17 protein-coding genes are annotated in these 17,722 nt (G+C 73.3%); 7 read left to right on the forward strand and 10 right to left on the reverse strand.

The features are described 5' to 3' along the window. The first annotated feature begins 120 nt into the window (after positions 1-120). From pdxS to ACTMS2_RS18450, 3 genes are all read left to right on the forward strand, one after another. Positions 121-1,038 carry a pyridoxal 5'-phosphate synthase lyase subunit PdxS gene (gene pdxS / locus ACTMS2_RS18440; RefSeq protein WP_363896040.1) on the forward strand — a complete coding sequence of 306 codons (918 nt, stop codon included), beginning with the start codon at positions 121-123 and terminating at the stop codon, positions 1,036-1,038. 107 nt (positions 1,039-1,145) lie between these two features. Then, a complete protein-coding gene (pdxT, locus tag ACTMS2_RS18445) occupies positions 1,146-1,754 on the forward strand; it encodes a pyridoxal 5'-phosphate synthase glutaminase subunit PdxT (RefSeq protein ID WP_357661594.1) in 609 nt (202 codons plus the stop codon). 308 nt (positions 1,755-2,062) lie between these two features. Further along, the gene (locus ACTMS2_RS18450) at positions 2,063-2,812 is read left to right on the forward strand and encodes a YebC/PmpR family DNA-binding transcriptional regulator (RefSeq protein WP_101409175.1); all 750 of its coding nucleotides are present in this window, start codon (positions 2,063-2,065) and stop codon (positions 2,810-2,812) included. A gap of 224 nt (positions 2,813-3,036) precedes the next feature. Here the strand turns inward: ACTMS2_RS18450 and ACTMS2_RS18455 are convergent, their stop codons facing one another. The 7 genes from ACTMS2_RS18455 to ACTMS2_RS18485 form a co-directional block, all read right to left on the reverse strand. Continuing rightward, positions 3,037-4,098, reverse strand: a complete 1,062-nt coding sequence (locus ACTMS2_RS18455) for an ABC transporter permease (protein ID WP_089001036.1) — start codon at positions 4,096-4,098, stop codon at positions 3,037-3,039. Continuing rightward, positions 4,095-4,988, reverse strand: a complete 894-nt coding sequence (locus ACTMS2_RS18460; RefSeq protein ID WP_441176466.1) for an ABC transporter ATP-binding protein — start codon at positions 4,986-4,988, stop codon at positions 4,095-4,097. Before ACTMS2_RS18460 ends, ACTMS2_RS18455 begins: the two co-directional genes overlap by 4 nt. A gap of 81 nt (positions 4,989-5,069) precedes the next feature. Further along, positions 5,070-5,789: a response regulator gene (locus ACTMS2_RS18465; RefSeq protein ID WP_441176467.1), complete on the reverse strand. Its 720-nt coding sequence runs from the start codon at positions 5,787-5,789 to the stop codon at positions 5,070-5,072. Beyond that, positions 5,786-7,072, reverse strand: coding sequence for a sensor histidine kinase (locus tag ACTMS2_RS18470; RefSeq protein WP_441176468.1), 1,287 nt, complete (start codon positions 7,070-7,072; stop codon positions 5,786-5,788). The genes ACTMS2_RS18465 and ACTMS2_RS18470 overlap by 4 nt, the downstream gene beginning before the upstream one ends. Positions 7,073-7,267: 195 nt before the next feature. Beyond that, complete coding sequence (locus ACTMS2_RS18475; RefSeq protein ID WP_441176469.1) at positions 7,268-8,218, reverse strand: permease prefix domain 1-containing protein; 951 nt, start codon at positions 8,216-8,218, stop codon at positions 7,268-7,270. After that, positions 8,215-8,556: a PadR family transcriptional regulator gene (locus ACTMS2_RS18480; RefSeq protein WP_089001033.1), complete on the reverse strand. Its 342-nt coding sequence runs from the start codon at positions 8,554-8,556 to the stop codon at positions 8,215-8,217. The genes ACTMS2_RS18475 and ACTMS2_RS18480 overlap by 4 nt, the downstream gene beginning before the upstream one ends. Before the next feature lie 132 nt (positions 8,557-8,688). Further along, positions 8,689-9,291: a hypothetical protein gene (locus ACTMS2_RS18485; protein ID WP_441176470.1), complete on the reverse strand. Its 603-nt coding sequence runs from the start codon at positions 9,289-9,291 to the stop codon at positions 8,689-8,691. A gap of 196 nt (positions 9,292-9,487) precedes the next feature. Here ACTMS2_RS18485 and ACTMS2_RS18490 point away from each other — a divergent pair, with 196 nt between their 5' ends. Beyond that, positions 9,488-11,089, forward strand: coding sequence for a serine/threonine-protein kinase (locus ACTMS2_RS18490; RefSeq protein ID WP_441176471.1), 1,602 nt, complete (start codon positions 9,488-9,490; stop codon positions 11,087-11,089). Between the two features lie 9 nt (positions 11,090-11,098). On the opposite strand, the gene ACTMS2_RS18495 is transcribed toward ACTMS2_RS18490, so the two are convergent. Both ACTMS2_RS18495 and ACTMS2_RS18500 read right to left on the reverse strand, forming a co-directional pair. Beyond that, positions 11,099-11,668 (reverse strand): hypothetical protein, encoded by a 570-nt coding sequence (locus tag ACTMS2_RS18495; protein ID WP_441176472.1) that lies wholly within the window; start codon positions 11,666-11,668, stop codon positions 11,099-11,101. Next, complete coding sequence (locus ACTMS2_RS18500; protein ID WP_089003569.1) at positions 11,665-12,228, reverse strand: RNA polymerase sigma factor; 564 nt, start codon at positions 12,226-12,228, stop codon at positions 11,665-11,667. The genes ACTMS2_RS18495 and ACTMS2_RS18500 overlap by 4 nt, the downstream gene beginning before the upstream one ends. A gap of 266 nt (positions 12,229-12,494) precedes the next feature. Here ACTMS2_RS18500 and dnaE point away from each other — a divergent pair, with 266 nt between their 5' ends. Further along, on the forward strand, positions 12,495-16,025 hold the full coding sequence (gene dnaE, locus ACTMS2_RS18505) for a DNA polymerase III subunit alpha (RefSeq protein ID WP_441176473.1): 3,531 nt from the start codon (positions 12,495-12,497) through the stop codon (positions 16,023-16,025). Between the two features lie 22 nt (positions 16,026-16,047). On the opposite strand, the gene ACTMS2_RS18510 is transcribed toward dnaE, so the two are convergent. Continuing rightward, a complete protein-coding gene (locus ACTMS2_RS18510) occupies positions 16,048-16,473 on the reverse strand; it encodes a hypothetical protein (protein WP_441176474.1) in 426 nt (141 codons plus the stop codon). Positions 16,474-16,623: 150 nt separating this feature from the next. Between ACTMS2_RS18510 and ACTMS2_RS18515 the strand changes: the two genes are divergently transcribed. After that, positions 16,624-17,259, forward strand: a complete 636-nt coding sequence (locus tag ACTMS2_RS18515; RefSeq protein WP_441176475.1) for a DUF998 domain-containing protein — start codon at positions 16,624-16,626, stop codon at positions 17,257-17,259. Positions 17,260-17,301: 42 nt separating this feature from the next. Next, on the forward strand, positions 17,302-17,673 hold the full coding sequence (locus ACTMS2_RS18520) for a YciI family protein (protein ID WP_441176476.1): 372 nt from the start codon (positions 17,302-17,304) through the stop codon (positions 17,671-17,673). The last annotated feature ends 49 nt before the right edge of the window (positions 17,674-17,722 follow it).

Raw genomic sequence — 17,722 nt, forward strand, 5'->3', positions numbered from 1 at the left:
GGGCGGTGACGGCTGCCACAGTGCAGGCCACCGTGGGCCTGATTGGCTGTCGGATCGGTGTTGGGACCGTCGTAGCATTTCCGCAGCCACCCCCCGAGCATGTTCGAGGAGCGATGACCCGTGCCCGAAACCACTGCCCAGAACGCTAGCGCCAGCCCCGTCACCGGCACCGCCCGCGTCAAGCGCGGCATGGCCGAGATGCTCAAGGGCGGCGTGATCATGGACGTGGTCAACGCCGAGCAGGCCAAGATCGCCGAGGACGCCGGTGCCGTCGCGGTGATGGCGCTCGAGCGGGTGCCCGCCGACATCCGTGCCCAGGGCGGGGTGTCCCGGATGAGCGACCCCGACATGATCGACGGCATCATCAACGCCGTCTCCATCCCGGTCATGGCCAAGGCCCGCATCGGCCACTTCGTCGAGGCCCAGATCCTCCAGTCGCTCGGCGTGGACTACGTCGACGAGTCCGAGGTGCTGACCCCGGCCGACTACGCCAACCACATCGACAAGTGGGCGTTCACCGTCCCCTTCGTCTGCGGGGCGACCAACCTCGGCGAGGCCCTGCGCCGGATCACCGAGGGCGCGGCCATGATCCGCTCCAAGGGCGAGGCCGGCACCGGTGACGTCTCCAACGCCACCACCCACATGCGCAAGATCCGCCAGGAGATCCGCCGGCTGGGCTCGCTGCCGACCGACGAGCTGTACGTGGCCGCCAAGGAGCTCCAGGCGCCGTACGAGCTGGTCAAGGAGGTCGCCGAGAGCGGCAAGCTGCCGGTGGTGCTGTTCACCGCCGGCGGGATCGCCACCCCGGCCGACGCCGCGATGATGATGCAGCTCGGCGCCGAGGGCGTCTTCGTGGGCTCCGGCATCTTCAAGTCGGGCAATCCCGCGCAGCGCGCCGCCGCGATCGTGAAGGCCACCACCTTCCACGACGACCCCGACGTCCTGGCGAAGGTCTCCCGGGGCCTCGGCGAGGCGATGGTCGGCATCAACGTCGACGACATCCCGCAGCCGCACCGGCTGGCCGAGCGCGGCTGGTGAGCAACGGCCCCGTCCGCGCCCCGGGCGGCGGAGGGGTCACCGCCGCGGGGCGTGCCGCCGCGGAGCTACGAGCCACCGCGCAGGTCGACGACGGAAGGAACGGTGACATGAGCGACGCACCCGTCATCGGCGTACTCGCCCTCCAGGGCGACGTACGCGAGCACGTCGCCGCGCTCGCGGCGGCCGGCGCGGACGCCCGACCGGTGCGCCGCGCGCAGGAGCTGGACGAGGTGGACGGGCTGGTGATCCCCGGCGGCGAGTCCACCACGATCAGCAAGCTCGCCGACATCTTCGAGCTGCGCGAGCCGATCGACAAGCGCGTCGCCGACGGCATGCCGGTCTACGGCTCCTGCGCCGGCATGATCATGCTGGCCACCGAGGTCCTCGACGGCCGCCCCGACCAGCGCGGGTTCGCCGGCATCGAGATGACCGTGCGGCGCAACGCGTTCGGCCGGCAGGTCGACTCGTTCGAGGCGCCCGTGGGGATCACCGGCGTCGAGGGCGGGCCGTTCCACGCCGTGTTCATCCGGGCGCCGTGGGTCGAGCGGGTCGGCGACGGCGTGCAGGTGCTCGGCACGGTGACCGAGGGCCCGGCCGCCGGCCGGATCGTGGCGGTACGGCAGGGCAACCTGCTGGCCACCTCGTTCCACCCGGAGCTTACCGGCGACGCGCGGGTCCACGCGTACTTCGTCGAACTGGTCCGCGCCGCCCGCTGAGCGCTCCCGTGGCACGTCGGGCGGGGTCTCCTCCCTCGGGAGGGGCCCCGCCCGCGCCGTCGGCCGGGCCCCCGGGCACGGGCGCCCGGCCGCCCCCGTCGTCGGCGTCCGGACGGCTCGGGGCGGGCCGCCGCCGTGCCGCGCGTGACAGCCACCCGCCGGTCGTCGGTAGGATTGCCGAGATTCGGCGGGGCCAGCTGCCCGTCACGGCTTTCCCGCAGGGCTGACCGGCACCACCGCGTGCGCCGGCGGGAGCGGGGCGTGCGCGGTCGGTCGATGCAGACGGCGGGTAGCAACGGAGGTAGCAGATGTCCGGCCACTCAAAGTGGGCGACGACCAAGCACAAGAAGGCGGTCATCGACGCCAAGCGCGGCAAGATGTTCGCCAAGCTGATCAAGAACGTCGAGGTCGCCGCGCGCACCGGCGGCGGTGACCCGGCCGGCAACCCGACGCTCTACGACGCCATCCAGAAGGCGAAGAAGAACTCGGTCCCCAACGACAACATCGACCGCGCCGTCAAGCGCGGCTCGGGCCTGGAGGCCGGCGGCGCCGACTGGCAGACCATCATGTACGAGGGCTACGGCCCGAACGGCGTGGCGATGCTCATCGAGTGCCTCACCGACAACCGCAACCGCGCGGCCACCGAGGTACGCACCGCGCTGACCCGCAACGGCGGCTCGCTCGCCGACGCGGGCTCGGTGTCGTACATGTTCTCCCGCAAGGGCGTCGTGCTCGTCCCCAAGGCCGGCACGACCGAGGACGACGTGATGATGGCGGTCCTCGACGCCGGCGCCGAGGAGGTCAACGACCTGGGCGAGGCGTTCGAGGTGGTCTCCGAGCCGACCGACCTGATCGCGGTCCGCACCGCGCTCCAGGACGCCGGCATCGAGTACGAGTCGGCCGAGTCGTCGCTGATCCCGAGCGTCAACGTCCCCCTCGACGAGGAGGGCGCCCGCAAGATCTTCAAGCTGATCGACGTCCTGGAGGACTGCGACGACGTGCAGAACGTCTACGCGAACTTCGACGTCAGCGACGAGGTGATGGAGGCCGTCGGCTGACCCGACGCCGCGGGCCGTCCCGCCCCGCCCTGGTTGCGCTGCTCCCGTGGACCACTCAGGTCCAACGGGGCGAGGCGGCGGTGGGGCGGGCGGCGGTGGCCGCTGCGCGCCGGGCGACGCGTCGTCCGGCGCGGGATCCTGCGCGGGGAGGTGTGGTTCGGCTGCCACGCCATCAGGGACGCGACGGCGCCCGGCACGCCGGGGCGTGCCGGGCGCGACGTCGCTCAGCCCAGCGTCTCGCGCGAGCGCCACGCCGCCCGCACCGAGGTGCGGCCGTTGGTGCGCAGCAGCGAACCCTCGTAGACCCGGGCGCCGGCGGCCACGAACGCGGCGGCGGCGACCAGCAGCAGCGCCAGGGACACCAGCGGCTCCCAGCCGGCCGCGTCGCCGGTGAACAGCCGCAGCGGCATGGCCGTCGGCGCGGAGAACGGCAGGTAGGACAACACACGCATGGCCGTCGCGTTGTCGTTCAGGAAGACCACCGCGAAGAACGGCAGCATGACCGCCAACTGCACCGGCGTCGACACGCCGGCGATGTCCTCCTGGCGGTTGACCAGCGCCCCGGCCGCCGCCCACATCGCGGCGACCAGCACGAAGCCGAGCAGGAAGAACGGCAGGAACCAGCCGATCGCCGGGGCCAGCAGCGAGAGCAGCCCGCCGCTGTCGCCGAACTGCACCCCGATCACGGCCACCAGGGCGACCAGGGCGATCTGCCCGAGCGCCAGTACGGTTCCGGCGATCATCTTGCCGGCCAGCAGCGCCCGTACCGGCACCGCGGCCACCAGGATCTCCACGATCCGGGTCTGCTTCTCCTCGACGATGCTCTGCGCGATCTGCACGCCGAAGGTCTGCGAGGTGATGAAGAAGATGAACGCGAAGGCGAACGGCACCAGGAAGGCCACCACCGGGTCCACCGCGTCGGGGTCCAGCAGCCGGACCGCGGGCTGGGTGCTCAGCGCCGCCACCACGTCGTCGGGGGCCTCGTCCATGGCCAGCACCGCCGGCCCGGAGACCACGGCGGCGTCGGCGTCGCCGGCGCGTACGGCCTGCTCGGCGGCGCGGTCGTCGGGGACCGTACGCACCTCGAGCCCCGCCTCGCGCAGCGGGCCGGCCGCCGCCTCGGTCACCGCCACGCTCGACGGGCCGCCGGAGAGCAGTGGCGGCAGGATGGTCGCGGCGGCGGCGATCAGCAGGAAGAACAGGGTGCTGAACAGGAAGGTGCGGTCGCGCAGCTTGACCCGGATCTCCCGGGCGGCGACCAGCCGGGTGGCCTGCGTGGTGTTCACTGGGCGACCTCTCGGAAGATCTCGGTGAGGGACGGGCTGACCGGGCGGAACGCGCGGACCGGGCCCCGGGCCAGCGCCGCGTGCAGCACCGGCTGCTCGTCCGCGCCGGGTGCGAGGTCGAACACGGCGCGCGCGCCGTCGAGGTCGACGAGGGTCACCCCGGGCTCGTCGCGCAGCCAGCCGGCGTCGGTCTGCACCACCAGCTCGTAGCGGGGTGAGGTGTACGTCGCGCGCAGTTCCTCCCGGCTGCCGGCGGCCCGGATCACGCCGTCGGCGATGATCACCAGGTCGTCGCAGAGCCGCTCGACGACGTCGAGCTGGTGGCTGGAGAAGAGCACCGGCACCCCGGTGGCCGCCCGTTCGCGCAGGACGGCGACGACCGTGTCCACGGCCAGCGGGTCGAGGCCGGAGAACGGCTCGTCCAGCACCAGCACCTCGGGGTCGTGCACCAGGGCGGCGGCGATCTGCGCGCGCTGCTGGTTGCCCAGCGACAGCGTCTCCAGCAGGTCGTCGCCGCGCTCGGCGAGGCCGACCCGCTCCAGCAGCGCGTCGGTGCTGCGGCCCGCCGCGGCGGCGGTCATGCCGTGCAGCCGGCCCAGGTAGGCGATCTGGTCCCGGACGCTCATCTTCGGGTAGAGGCCGCGCTCCTCCGGCATGTAGCCGAAGCGGCGGCGGGCCTCGCGGGTCAGCGGCGCACCCCGCCAGGTCACCTCACCGGCGTCCGCTGCGAGCACCCCGAGGATGATCCGCATGGTGGTGGTCTTGCCGGCGCCGTTGCCGCCCACGAAGCCGGTCATCCGGCCGGCGGCCACGTCGAAGGACACGTTCTGGAGCACCCGCCGGTCGCCGAAGCTGCGGTCGACGCCGTCGAGGCGGAGCACATTGGTCACGGCGTCCACGCTAGATCGTCGGGCGCGGCGCGCCGTCCGTCCCGAGATCGAGCGTGCCGTCCCCCTCGTGGCGGAGACCGGTCAGCCGCCGGGGCGCACCACCCCGTGCTCGTACGCGAAGACCACCGCCTGCACCCGGTCGCGCAGGCCCAGCTTCGCGAGCACCCGGCTGACGTGCGTCTTCACCGTCGCCTCGCCCAGGTGCAAGGCGGCGGCGATCTCGCCGTTGCTGGCACCGCCGGCGACCAGGACCAGGACCTCCCGCTCGCGGGGGGTCAGGTCGCGCAGCGCCGCCTCGGGAGCGGTGCGCGGGCCGCCCGACGTGACGGATCCGCCGGGTCGGGCGAAGGTGGCGATCACCCGCCGGGTGAGTTCCGGGGCGAGCAGGCCGTCGCCCCGGGCCAGCACCCGGATCGCCTCGATCAGGTCCTCCGGGGTGCCGTTCTTGAGCAGGAAGCCGCTGGCACCGGCGCGCAGCGCGGCGAACAGGTAGTCGTCCCGGTCGAAGGTGGTGAGGATCAGCACGGCCGGTCCGCCCGGCCCGTCGTCCCCGGCGGTGATCCGCCGGGTGGCCTCCAGCCCGTCGACCCCGGGCATCTCCACGTCCATCAGCACCACGTCCGGGCGCAGCGCCCGGGCCATGCTGGCGGCCCGCTCCCCGTCGGCGGCCTCCCCGACGACCTCGATGTCGTCCTCCACCTCGAGGATGACCCGGAAGCCGGTACGCACGAGATGCTGGTCGTCGGCGAGCAGCACCCGGATCGGCCGGTCGGCCCCGGGCGCCTCGTGGTCGGCGCTCACGCGGGCCGCCCCACCGGCAGCGGCAGCGGGAACCGGGCCCGCACCCGCCAGCCGCCGCCCGCGCGTGGGCCGATCTCCAGCGCACCGCCGTGGGTGGCGACCCGCTCGCGCATCCCGACCAGGCCGAGCCCGTCGGCGTTCGCCGGGCCGGTGGCCCGTCCGTCATCGGTCACGTCGACCTCCACCTCGTGGGCCAGGTAGCGGATCCGCACGTCGAGCGCGGTCGCCCCGGCGGCATGCTTGAGCGCGTTCGTCACGGCCTCCTGGACCACCCGGTACGCGGCCTGCGAGACCGACTCCGGCAGCGGCCCCGGATCCCCGTACACCCCGACGGTGCTCCGCAGCCCGGCCTCGCGGGCGCGCTCGACCAGGGCCTCGACCTGGTCGATGCCGGCCGGTCCCGGCTGGTTCTCGCGCTCCGGGCCGCCGTCGCGGGCGCGGAGCAGGCCGAGCATCCGGCGCAGCTCGTCGACGGCCGTGCGGGCCGTCTCCTCGATGGCGCTCAGCGCGGCGCGGGCCTTCACCGGGTCCTTGTCGAACACCCGGCGGGCGGCGGACGCCTGCACGCCCATCACCGACACGTGGTGGGCGACCACGTCGTGCAGCTCGCGGGCGATGCGGACCCGCTCGCCCACCACGGCGTGCTCGCGGACCTCGGCCTGCGAGCGGCGCAGTTCCTCGGCCCGCGCCTGCACCTCGTGCTGGCGCCGGGCGGCCAGCCACGCGGTCTCCCCGAAGAAGTACGCGAACCCGAAGTAGAGGCCGTTGACCAGTACCCCGTTCACCATCGCCGCGAGCAACGGGGGCACGGGCCCGACCGCGCGGGCGAACGCGTCGGCGGGGATGGTGGTGTAGGTGGTCGCGTAGTAGATCCCGAGCCACAGGAACATGGTGGCGATGACGCCGATCCGCAGTCGCCGGGACAGCCGCCGGTCCCGGCCCCACGCGCCCAGCGTGTAGAGGGCGGCGAACAGCGCCCACGAGGCGATCTGCGTCTCCGGGGCGGAGCGGGCCTGCGCGGCGATGAACGCGACCGAGACCACCAGCGTGACGGCGGCGGGGAACCGGCGTCGCCAGATCAGCGGCAGGGTCACCGCGACGGTCCAGAAGATCTGCTCCGGCCCCGATGGCGGCGGCCCGAGCAGGAACGCGCCGGCGCTGCGGGCCAGGGTCAGGCTGAACAGCGCCAGGACGGTGGCGGCCAGCCCGGTGTAGACGTCCAGCCGGCGCTGCTCGGGGGTGGGCCCCGGCCGCTGCCAGTCCTCGTCGGCTTCGCTGTTCATCCAGGTCAGGATCTCATCCCGCCGGTCGCCGCCGGTCCGGCACCCGACCGGGACGGCTCGGGCCACCGGGCGGTGGCGCCCGCACCGGCCGGCGGGTAGGTCGTACGCCCGGTGCCCACGGGCACCAGAGGCCGGCACGTGCCACGGCCCGGCAGCCGTGGGGCCTGCCGGGCCGTGGTGGTGGTGTGGACGGGATCAGGTGCGGTTACGCCACGTCTTGACGGCGCTGTCGAGGATGTCCCAGAGCGTCACGAGCACGGTGCCGGCGATCACGGCCGTCGCCACCAGGTTCAGGTTGTCGCCCTCGCCGAGCCACTCGAAGCGGGCCACGAAGTCGGGGTTGAGCAGCCGGTCGGTCGACATCAGCCAGACCACCGGCGCCGCGAACGCCAGGCCGAGCACCGCGTTGACCGCGACCAGTGGCCAGGTCCACCGCCCCGTGCGGTACTTGGCGATCTCCAGGCCGATCGTGGCCACCAGCACCGCGATCAGGAACGGCAGCCAGAAGCTCCACAGCGCCGGGTCGAGGATCGGCAGGTTCTCGCCGTCGTCGGTGGGCACGAACGAGCGGAAGTGCTGCATCGGCAGGTAGGCGATGATCAGTGCCAGGAAGGTGACCGAGGCGGCGATGTCGCTCAGGGTGATCTGCCGGTCGGTCGTGTCCTCCGGGAGCTGGTCGACGCTCCACTCGGGCAGGTGCAGGGGCGTCTTGGTGCGCTCCAGCACGGCGAAGACCGCGGTCACCCAGAAGGCGATCTGGACGGCCACCTGGAAGGCGGCGGAGATGCCCCCGCCGATCGCGTCACCGACGTCGCCGCCGTCGGCGGTCTGCAGCAGCCCGACCAGCACACCGGCCAGGGCCGGAATGAAGCTGAGCAGCAGCTTCATCAGTCGCGACCAGGCCAGGTAGTAGGCCGGGCCGATGAGCTGCAACCGGCGGTCGGCGTAGCGGGCGGCGAGCTTGTCCGGGTCGCCCAGCTCCGTGAGCACCTCCCGCTCGGCGGTGGCGGCGTCCTGCCCGCCGGCCGCACGGCTCTCGACCATGTCCTCGATCGAGGCGCGCAGCTCGGTGGCGATCTCCGCGCGGCGCGCGACCGGCACCGAGCGCAGGGTCGCGGCGAGGTATCGGTCGGTCAGGGTGGTCATCGGTCGGCTCCTTCGATCAGCCCGGTCAGGGAGGTCTGCACTGTGGCGAGGTCGGTGAGGAGCCGGCCCAGCACCGACTCGCCCTCCTCGCTGGTCCGGTAGAACTTGCGCGGCCGGCTCTCCTCGGTGTTCCACTCGCTGGTCAGCAGCCCCTGCTCCTCCAGGCGCCGCAGCAGCGGGTAGAGCGTGTTGGCGTCGACCGGGAAGCCGTGGTCGGAGAGGCGTTGCAGCAACGCGTAACCGTAGTCGGGGCGGCGCAGCGCGACGAGGCTCGCCACCACCACGGTTCCCCGACGCAACTCCTGGAGGTGCGTTCGCAGGATCTCATCGCTCACCATGCGTCACACGATACTGTGTGACACACACTATCGTCCACCGCCATAACATCGTGTGCTCCACCATCAGTGTGTTCGGGCGAAACGGGCGGCGGCGGACCCCCTTCGGGGATCCGCCGCCGTGGTGCCGGCCGCTCAGCAGGGCCGGCCCTCCCGGAAACCGCGCTCGACGACGTAGGCCAGCCCGACCTGGAGGTAGCCGACCCCGGGCCGGATCGGGTGCCCGGTGAACAGCTCCACCCGGGAACCGACCCGCACCAGGTACGCCGACGCGTCGCCCGCGTCGTTGCGGATCATCGAGCCGCGCGGGCCGTAGATCTCCTCCAGGGCGGCGAAGGACATGCCCACCCCCGCCCCGGCGGGCGTACGCGGCGGCGCGGTGGCGGTGCCCACCTCGACCAGCCGCCCGTCGCGGAAGGTCAGCAGGATCTTGCCCGCCCAGGCCCCGGTCACGCCGGTGTGGACCGTGCCGGCGCAGCCCGGCGCGACCCAGTCGATGAGGCCGGCCGCCGAGAGGCGAGCCAGGTCGGCCCCGATCCGGAACGGTCCGGCGCCCCGGACACTGATGATCCGGACCTCGTCGGGGTCGGCGGCGGCGTCACTGCCGGGACGGCCCGCCGGGTGCCCGGCGGCGACGGACGGCAGGGGTGCGGCGGCGGCCGGGGCCGCCAGGGTGATCGGCACGAGCCCGGCCGTGGCCAGCAGGGCGGTGACGACGGTGTACGAGAGACGGTGCACGGGGATCTCCTCCTCGAGGGTGCGGGTGTCCTTGTCCTCTTGGTCTCCCCGCCGACCCGATCGGTTCGTCGGGTTCCCGACCGACACGCCCCCGGATGCGCGCCGGCCGCGCCGCCGAGGGCTGCCGCCGGACCGACGCGCCGTCTACTGTCGAGGCGGAACGGCGGCCGGCGGTGCCGGTGTCGGGGGTGGTGCGGTGACCAGTCCGGAGCGGATCGGGCCCTACCGGATCGAGCGGCTGCTGGGCACGGGGTCGTTCGCGACGGTCTGGCTGGCCCACGACCCGGTGCTCGACTCCCGGGTGGCGATCAAGGTGCTGGCCGAGAACTGGCACCACGACCTGCGGGTGCGGGAGCGGTTCCTCGACGAGGCCCGCCTGCTGCGCCGGCTCGACGACGAGCGGCTGATCCGCGTCCACGCCGCAGGCGAGCTGCCCGACGGCCGGCCGTACTCGGTGATGGCCTGGGCCGACGGCGGCAGCCTGCACGAGCGGCTGGCGACCGGCCCGATGCCCCTGTCCGTCGCCCTGGACCTGTTGGGCGAGGTCGCCGCCGGGGTGGCCGTCCTGCACCGCCACGGCGTCGTGCACCGCGACCTGACGCCCGGCAACGTCCTGTTCCGCTCCGGTCCGGACGGCGAGCGGGTGCTCATCGCCGACCTCGGGCTGGCCAAGGCCCTCGCCGCCGCCTCCGGCCTGACGGCCCGGGCCGGCACCCCCGGCTACATGGCCCCCGAGCAGGACGACCCGCTCGCCGTCGTGGACACCCGCGCCGACGTGTACGGCCTGGGCCGCCTCGGCCTGCGACTCCTCGCCCCGGCCGCCGGCACCACCGTCCCCCGGGCCGCCGCCCCGACCGCCACCCCGGACGACGGTCCGACCGCCACCCCGGACGACGGCCTCGACGGGCGCGCCGGCGACGTGGCGACCGGGGCGCGTCGGGGCGGTGGGGGCGGCGACGGGGAGCGCGTCGAGGGGCAGGGAAGGGGCGTCCCGCCGGAGGTGCTCGCCGTGCTGCGCCGGGCCACCGCGCACCGACCCGCCGACCGGTACCCGGACGCCGCCGCCTTCCGCCTCGCCCTGCGGCGCGCCGTCACCGCGCCCGACCGTTCCGTCCCCGTGGCGTCGGCAGCCGGGCCGGGCGGACCGTCGCCCGGCCGGGCCGTCGCCGGCGCGTCACCGGGGAACCCGCGAGCCGCCCCCGCGCCGGCCGGCTCCCCGCCCCGGCGGGTGCGCGCGCGGGGACGGGCGGTCACCCGCAGCCGTCTCGGCGTACTGGCGCTGGGCGTGCTGGCGCTCGTCGCAGCCGGGGCCACGGGCGGGGACGACACGACCGGTGGGCGCGACGCCGAAAGCGCGACGAGCGGACCGTTGACCGTCGCGCTGCCGCCCGGCTGGCGGGCCGCCGGCACCGGCTGGGCCGGCCGGTACGGTGCCGACGGCCGGCTCGAACCGGCGCTGGTGATGTCGCCCGACCCGCACCGGTGGGCGGCCGACCCGAGCATGCCGGGCGCCTTCGTCGGGCTGTCGGCCGACAGCGCGGCACGCGGCACCCCGGCCGGATTCGTCGCCGAGCGTCCGCACGCGGCGTGCGCCGCCTGGCCGGTACGCCGTACCCGCCAGGCGGGCGTGGAGTGGGTGGTGGCCCGGTTCACCTGCGACGAGGGCCGACCCGAGATCGTGGAGGCCGCCGGGCTCGCCCCCGGCCGCGCCGGCCTGATCTACGTGCAGGTCACGCCCCCGGCCAACGGTCGGGCCGACTTCGTCGACACCCTGCTGGCCGGGGTGCGGGTGCGGTGAGCCCGCCCGTCACCGCACCACCACGGTGACCGTGTGCGTCGTGCCGCCCTGCGGGATCAGCACGGCCACGGTGCCGGGGCGCACGAACCGGACGTCGACCACCCCGGCCTCGTAGCTGCGGGAGACCAGGTCCTCCCGGTCCACGCCCACCTCGCCCGGGCCGATGCCGATGAGCCGCAGCACCCCGCCGGTGGCGAAGCAGAGCGAGGTGAGCAGCGCCAGCTCGGTCTCGGCCAGCACCACGTCGTGGCGTACCGCCCCGAAGCAGGTGCCGGGCGGTCCGCTCGGCGACGCCGTCGCGCTCGGCGTACGCCCGGCGGCGGTCGTGGGCCGCGCGGCGGGTGGGGGCCGGCGGGGCGGGGGAACGACGGCCGACGTGCCGGGGGCGCCCGGTCGCGGCGGCGACGCCGACGACGCGGTGGCCGACGGCGGGCCGGGGGAGTGGGCGGCCGGCGCTGTCGGCGCGGCCGGCGCCTGCACGGGCAGGGGCGAGACGGGCACGTCCCCGCCGCAGCCCGCCACCGGCACGGCCACGACCAGGGCGACGACCGCGACGCCGACGCGCCGTCGCGCCGTCACCGCCGCCCCCGCTCGGCGGCGGGCTCGCCGGAGAGCCGGTGACGAAGCTGCCGGCGGGCCTCGTGGATGCGTGACTTGACGGTGCCCTCGGGCACGCCGAGCAGGCCGGCGATCTCCCGGTAGCCCAGCCCGAGGACGTCGCGCAGGGCCACCGCCTCGGCCAGGTCGCCGCGGAGCGCGTCGAGCGCGTCGAGCAGGTCCAGCCGGGTTCCGGCGACCACGCTCGTGCGACGCGGGTCCACCGGTTCCGGCAGCGGCACGCCGCCCGCCTCCACCAGCCAGCGCCGGCGCAGCACCCGGTACGTGGAGCGGGACCGGTTGGCCGCCAGCCGGTACAACCAGGTGTGCAACGACGAGCGGCCCTCGAACCGGCCGATGCCCCGGGCCAGCGCGAGCAGCGTGTCCTGGCACGCCTCCTCGGCGTCCTCCCGGTGCGGCAGCAGGCGGGCGCAGAGGCGCAGCACCTCGGGGCGCACCGCGACCAGCAGCGCGTCGAGCGCGGCGGGGTCACCGCGCGACGCCGAGGCGGCCAGTTCCTCGACACCGTCCGGGAGGGGCATCAGGTCGTCCAATGCTCGCCGGATACCGTCCGCCCAGGCTACGGCCGGCGCCGCCACACGCGGCGCCACGAGTCCGGGAACCGACTGTCGGAGGCCGCCGGGCAGCCCGGTCGGCCGCCGGCGGCCCGCCCCCGGGGCGGTCGGAGAGACCCGCGCCACCCCGGCCCGGCCCGTCCGCGCGGCGTCTGGAGCCGCGTTCGGCGGCGGCGATAGGGTAGGCCGTCCGAGCTCGACCAACCCATGATCCGACCCGGGGGGCGCCACGCATGGGCGATTCGTTCGCGCATCTGCACGTGCACACGGAGTACTCGATGCTCGACGGGGCGGCCCGGCTGAAGGACCTCTTCGCCGAGGTCAAGCGGCAGGGCATGCCGGCGGTGGCGATGACCGACCACGGCAACATGCACGGCGCGAACGACTTCTACAAGCAGGCGATGGCCGCCGGCGTCACCCCGATCCTCGGCATCGAGGCGTACGTGGCGCCCGAGTCGCGCTTCCACAAGCAGCGGGTGCGCTGGGGCCGCCCGGAGCAGAAGAGCGACGACGTCTCCGGCAGCGGCGGCTACACGCACATGACGATCTGGGCGAAGAACAAGACCGGGCTGCACAACCTCTTCAAGCTCACCAGCCGGTCGTACACCGAGGGGTTCTTCGTCAAGTGGCCGCGGATGGACGCGGAGCTGCTCGCCGACAACTCCGAGGGGTTGATGGCCACCACCGGCTGCCCCTCCGGTGAGGTGCAGACGCGGCTGCGCCTGGGCCAGTACGACGAGGCGCTCAAGGCCGCCGCGAGATACCAGGAGATCTTCGGCAAGGAGAACTACTTCCTGGAGGTCATGGACCACGGCATCAGCATCGAGCGCCGGGTCCGCCAGGAGCTGCACGACATCTCCCGCAAGCTGGACATCCCGCCCGTGGTCACCAACGACTCGCACTACACGCACGAGTCCCAGGCCGAGGCGCACGACGTGCTGCTCTGCGTGCAGACGGCGGCGAACGTCGCCGACCCGAACCGGTTCAGGTTCGACGGCAGCGGCTACTACATCAAGTCCGCCGACGAGATGCGCGCCGTCGACAACTCCGACCTGTGGCTGGAGGGCTGCCGCAACACCCTGCTGGTGGCCGAGAAGGTCGACCCCGCCGGGATGTTCGAGTTCCACAACCTGATGCCCCGCTTCCCCGTGCCCGAGGGCGAGACCGAGGAGTCCTGGTTCCGCAAGGAGACCTTCGCCGGGCTGGACCGGCGCTACCCCGGCGGCATCCCCGAGGAGCACGTCAGGCAGGCCGAGTACGAGCTGGGCGTCATCACCCAGATGGGCTTCCCGTCCTACTTCCTCGTGGTCGCCGACTTCATCCAGTGGGCCAAGAACCAGGGCATCGCGGTGGGCCCCGGCCGTGGCTCGGCCGCCGGCTCGCTGGTGGCGTACGCGCTGGGCATCACCGACCTCGACCCGATCCAGCACGGCCTGATCTTCGAGCGGTTCCTCAACCCCGAGCGCGTCTCGATGCCGGATGTCGACATCGACTTCGACGAGCGTCGGCGCGGCGAGGTCATCAAGTACGTCACCGACAAGTGGGGCGAGGACAAGGTCGCCCAGATCGCCACCTTCGGCACCATCAAGGCGAAGGCCGCGATCAAGGACTCGGCCCGGGTGCTCGGCTACCCGTACGCGGTCGGGGACCGGATCACCAAGGCGATGCCCCCGGCGGTGATGGGCAAGGACATCCCGCTGGAGGGGATCTTCGACCCCAAGCACCCGCGCTACGCCGAGGCCGGCGAGCTCCGGGGCATGTACGAGGCCGAGTCGGACGTCAAGAAGGTCATCGACACGGCCCGGGGCATCGAGGGGCTGATCCGGCAGACCGGCGTGCACGCCGCCGGCGTCATCATGTCCGCCGAGCCGATCATCGACCACATCCCGCTGATGCGCCGGGACTCCGACGGGGTCATCATCACCCAGTTCGACTACCCGACGTGCGAGTCGCTCGGGCTGTTGAAGATGGACTTCCTCGGCCTGCGCAACCTGACGATCATCGACGACGCCGTGAAGAACATCCAGCTCAACCACGGCAAGGAGCTGGACCTGCTGGCCCTGCCGCTGGACGACAAGCCCGCGTACGAGCTGCTGGCCCGGGGCGACACGCTGGGCGTGTTCCAGCTCGACGGCGGGCCGATGCGCTCCCTGCTGCGGATGATGAAGCCGGACAACTTCGAGGACATCTCCGCCGTCCTCGCGCTCTACCGGCCCGGCCCGATGGGCGTCGACTCGCACACCAACTACGCGCTGCGCAAGAACGGCCTCCAGGAGATCACCCCGATCCATCCGGAGCTGGAGGAGCCGCTGCGGGAGATCCTCGCGCCCACCCACGGCCTGATCGTCTACCAGGAGCAGGTGCAGCGCGCCGCGCAGATCCTCGCCGGCTACACCCTCGGCCAGGCCGACCTGCTGCGCCGGGCGATGGGCAAGAAGAAGAAGGAGATCCTCGACAAGGAGTTCATCCCGTTCCGGGACGGCTGCCGCGCACACGGCTACTCCGACGAGGCGATCCAGAAGGTCTGGGACGTGCTGGTCCCGTTCGCCGGCTACGCCTTCAACAAGGCGCACTCGGCGGCGTACGGGCTGGTGTCGTACTGGACCGCGTACCTCAAGGCGCACTACCCGGCCGAGTACATGGCGGCGCTGCTCACCTCCGTCGGCGACGACAAGGACAAGATGGCGCTCTACCTCTCGGAGTGCCGCCGGATGCGCATCCAGGTGCTGCCCCCGGACGTGAACACCTCCGCCGGGCCGTTCACCCCGGTCGGCAAGGAGATCCGCTTCGGCCTCGGCGCCGTACGCAACGTCGGCGCCAACGTCGTCGCCGCGATCATGCGCTGCCGCGACGAGAAGGGCGAGTACGCCGACTTCTACGACTTCCTCTCCAAGGTCGACGCGGTGGTCTGCAACAAGAAGACCATCGAATCGCTGATCAAGGCCGGGGCGTTCGACTCGCTCGGGCACGCCCGCAAGGCGCTGCTCACGGTGCACGCGGAGGCGATCGACGCGTACGCCGACGTCAAGCGCAAGGAGGCCGTCGGCCAGTACGACCTCTTCGGGGCCGGCTTCGGCGACGCGGAGACCAGCAGCACCACGGTGATGCCGGTGATCGGCGACGGGGAGTGGGACAAGCGCGACAAGCTCGCCTTCGAACGCGAGATGCTCGGCCTCTACGTCTCCGACCACCCGCTGTTCGGCCTGGAGCACGTCCTCGGCGCGGCGGCGGACTGCACCATCGCCGCCCTGTCGGAGGAGGGCACCGTCCCGGACGGGGCCGTGGTCACCCTCGCCGGCATCCTCTCCGGGGTGCAGCGGCGGGTCACCAAGCAGGGCCGGGCCTGGGCCTCGGCCACCCTGGAGGACCTCGCCGGCGGCGTGGAGACCCTCTTCTTCCCCAACACCTACGAGGTGATCGGGCAGTACATCGCCGAGGACGCCATCGTGGTGGTCAAGGGGCGGGTCGACCGGCGCGACGACACGCCCCGGATCATGGCGATGGACATGTCCATGCCGGACGTCAGCAGCACCCCGGGGAGCAAGCCGATCACCCTGACCATCCCGGTGCACCGGTGCACCCCGCCGCTGGTGGAGCGGCTCAAGGAGACCCTGGTCCTGCACCCGGGCGACACCGAGGTGCACGTCAAGCTGCTCAACGGCGGGCGGACCACCACCCTGCGGCTGGGGCCGTTCCGGGTGGCGGCCACCACCGCGCTGATGGGCGACCTGAAGAGCGTCCTCGGCCCCGCCAACGTCAGCTGACGCCGGCGGGGCCGGGCCGGGGTCACACCCGCGTCATGGTCGAGGGGTAGCCGCCCCCGCCGGGGTAGACCCACTCGCCGGTGACCGTGGTGTCGTCGGCGCTGAACGTGCCCTCGTAGTACGCCGGGCTGCCCTTCGCGCCGCCCCAGATCGTCAGTTTGTCGCCGGTCAGCTCGTAGACGTAGTCGAGGGTGTTGCCGGTCGAGTCGTAGAACCGCGACACCACGTCCGCGCCCGCCGGCTCGCCGAACGGGCGCAGGTTGCCGATCACCTCCAGGCCGGTGACGGGCTGGCCGAACTGGGTGAGCGCGACGCGCTGGAGCAGGAAGAACCGGCCCTCCATCCACTCGTACGTCACGGTACCCTCGGCGCCGCCGGTGACCGTCCAGGTGCCGACCAGGCGGTCCAGGACCGTCAGGTCGGCGCTCGGCTGGTGGGTCTCAGACATCTCGTCCTCCTTGATGGGTTGTTGCCGGTACCTCGGAGGCGGCCGGCGGGTCTCGACACGCGCCCGATGTGACCCCGATCACTTTCTGGTCGTGTCGAGATCCCGGGGCCAGCCACGAGGTAGCGGCAGGAACCCACCAGGGAGGAACCCATGGCCACCCTCGCCGTCCCCACTGCCCGCCGCTCGCCCGACCACCTGTTGCTCGCCGGTGCCCTCGCCGGACCGGTCTTCTTCGCCTCGGCCGTCGTCCAGATGTTGACCCGGGAGGGCTTCGACATCACCCGACACCCGATCAGCCAGCTCGCCACCGGCAACCTCGGCTGGATCCAGATCGCGACGTTCGTGCTCGCCGGCCTCGGCGGGCTGGCGCTGGCCGCCGGGATCCGGCGCACCCTCACCGCGGGGGTCGGCCGGCGGGCGCTGCCGATCCTCGTCGGGATCTTCGGCGCCGGGCTGGTCGCCGCCGGCCTGTTCACCATGGACCCGGAGTACGGCTTCCCGGTCGGCACCCCGGACGGGCCGGTCGCGCGGATGTCCTGGCACGGCGTCGCGCACTCGGCCTCGGCAGCCGTCGCCTTCACCGCGCTGGCCGTCGCCGCGATCGTGCTGGCGGTCCGGCACGTGCGCCGCCGGGCGGTGCTGCCGGCCGTGCTGAACGGCGTCGCCGCGCTCGTCCTGCTGCTGCCCATGTCGCCGGACCGGATGAGCATCCAGATCGCCGTGAACGGGCTCGTCGCCTTCACCTGGACGACCGTCCTCGCCCTGTCCCTGCGCCGCCCCGCCTGACCCCACGTACCGTCGGCCCAGGCCCGACCAGGAAGAGGAACCGTGAAGTACCTGCTGCTCAGCTACACGCCGGCCGCCGCCTGGGACGCCGCGACCGCCGACGTCCCGTCCGAGGAGGCGATGGCCGCGTTCGCCGCGTACCAGAGGTTCGAGCGGGAACTGACCGAGACCGGCGAGTTCGTCGGCAGCGAGGGTCTCGGTCACCCCGTGGTCAGCGCCACCGTCCGCCCGACCCCGTCCGGCATGGTCGCCACCGACGGGCCGTTCGCCGAGCTGAAGGAGGTCCTGGCCAGCTTCGCCGTGATCGACGTGGCGAGTCGGGAACGGGCCGTCGAGATCGCCTCGCGGATCGTCGAGGTGCTGGGTGAGCCGATCGAGATCCGACCGATCATGGGCGAGGACTTCACGGCATGACCCACCCGCGCGGGCCCGCGAGCGGAGGTCCTGGAGAGGGCACGAACGG

It is taken from the genome of Micromonospora sp. SD12 (genome assembly GCF_052068495.1).
Taxonomy (GTDB): domain Bacteria; phylum Actinomycetota; class Actinomycetes; order Mycobacteriales; family Micromonosporaceae; genus Micromonospora; species Micromonospora echinofusca.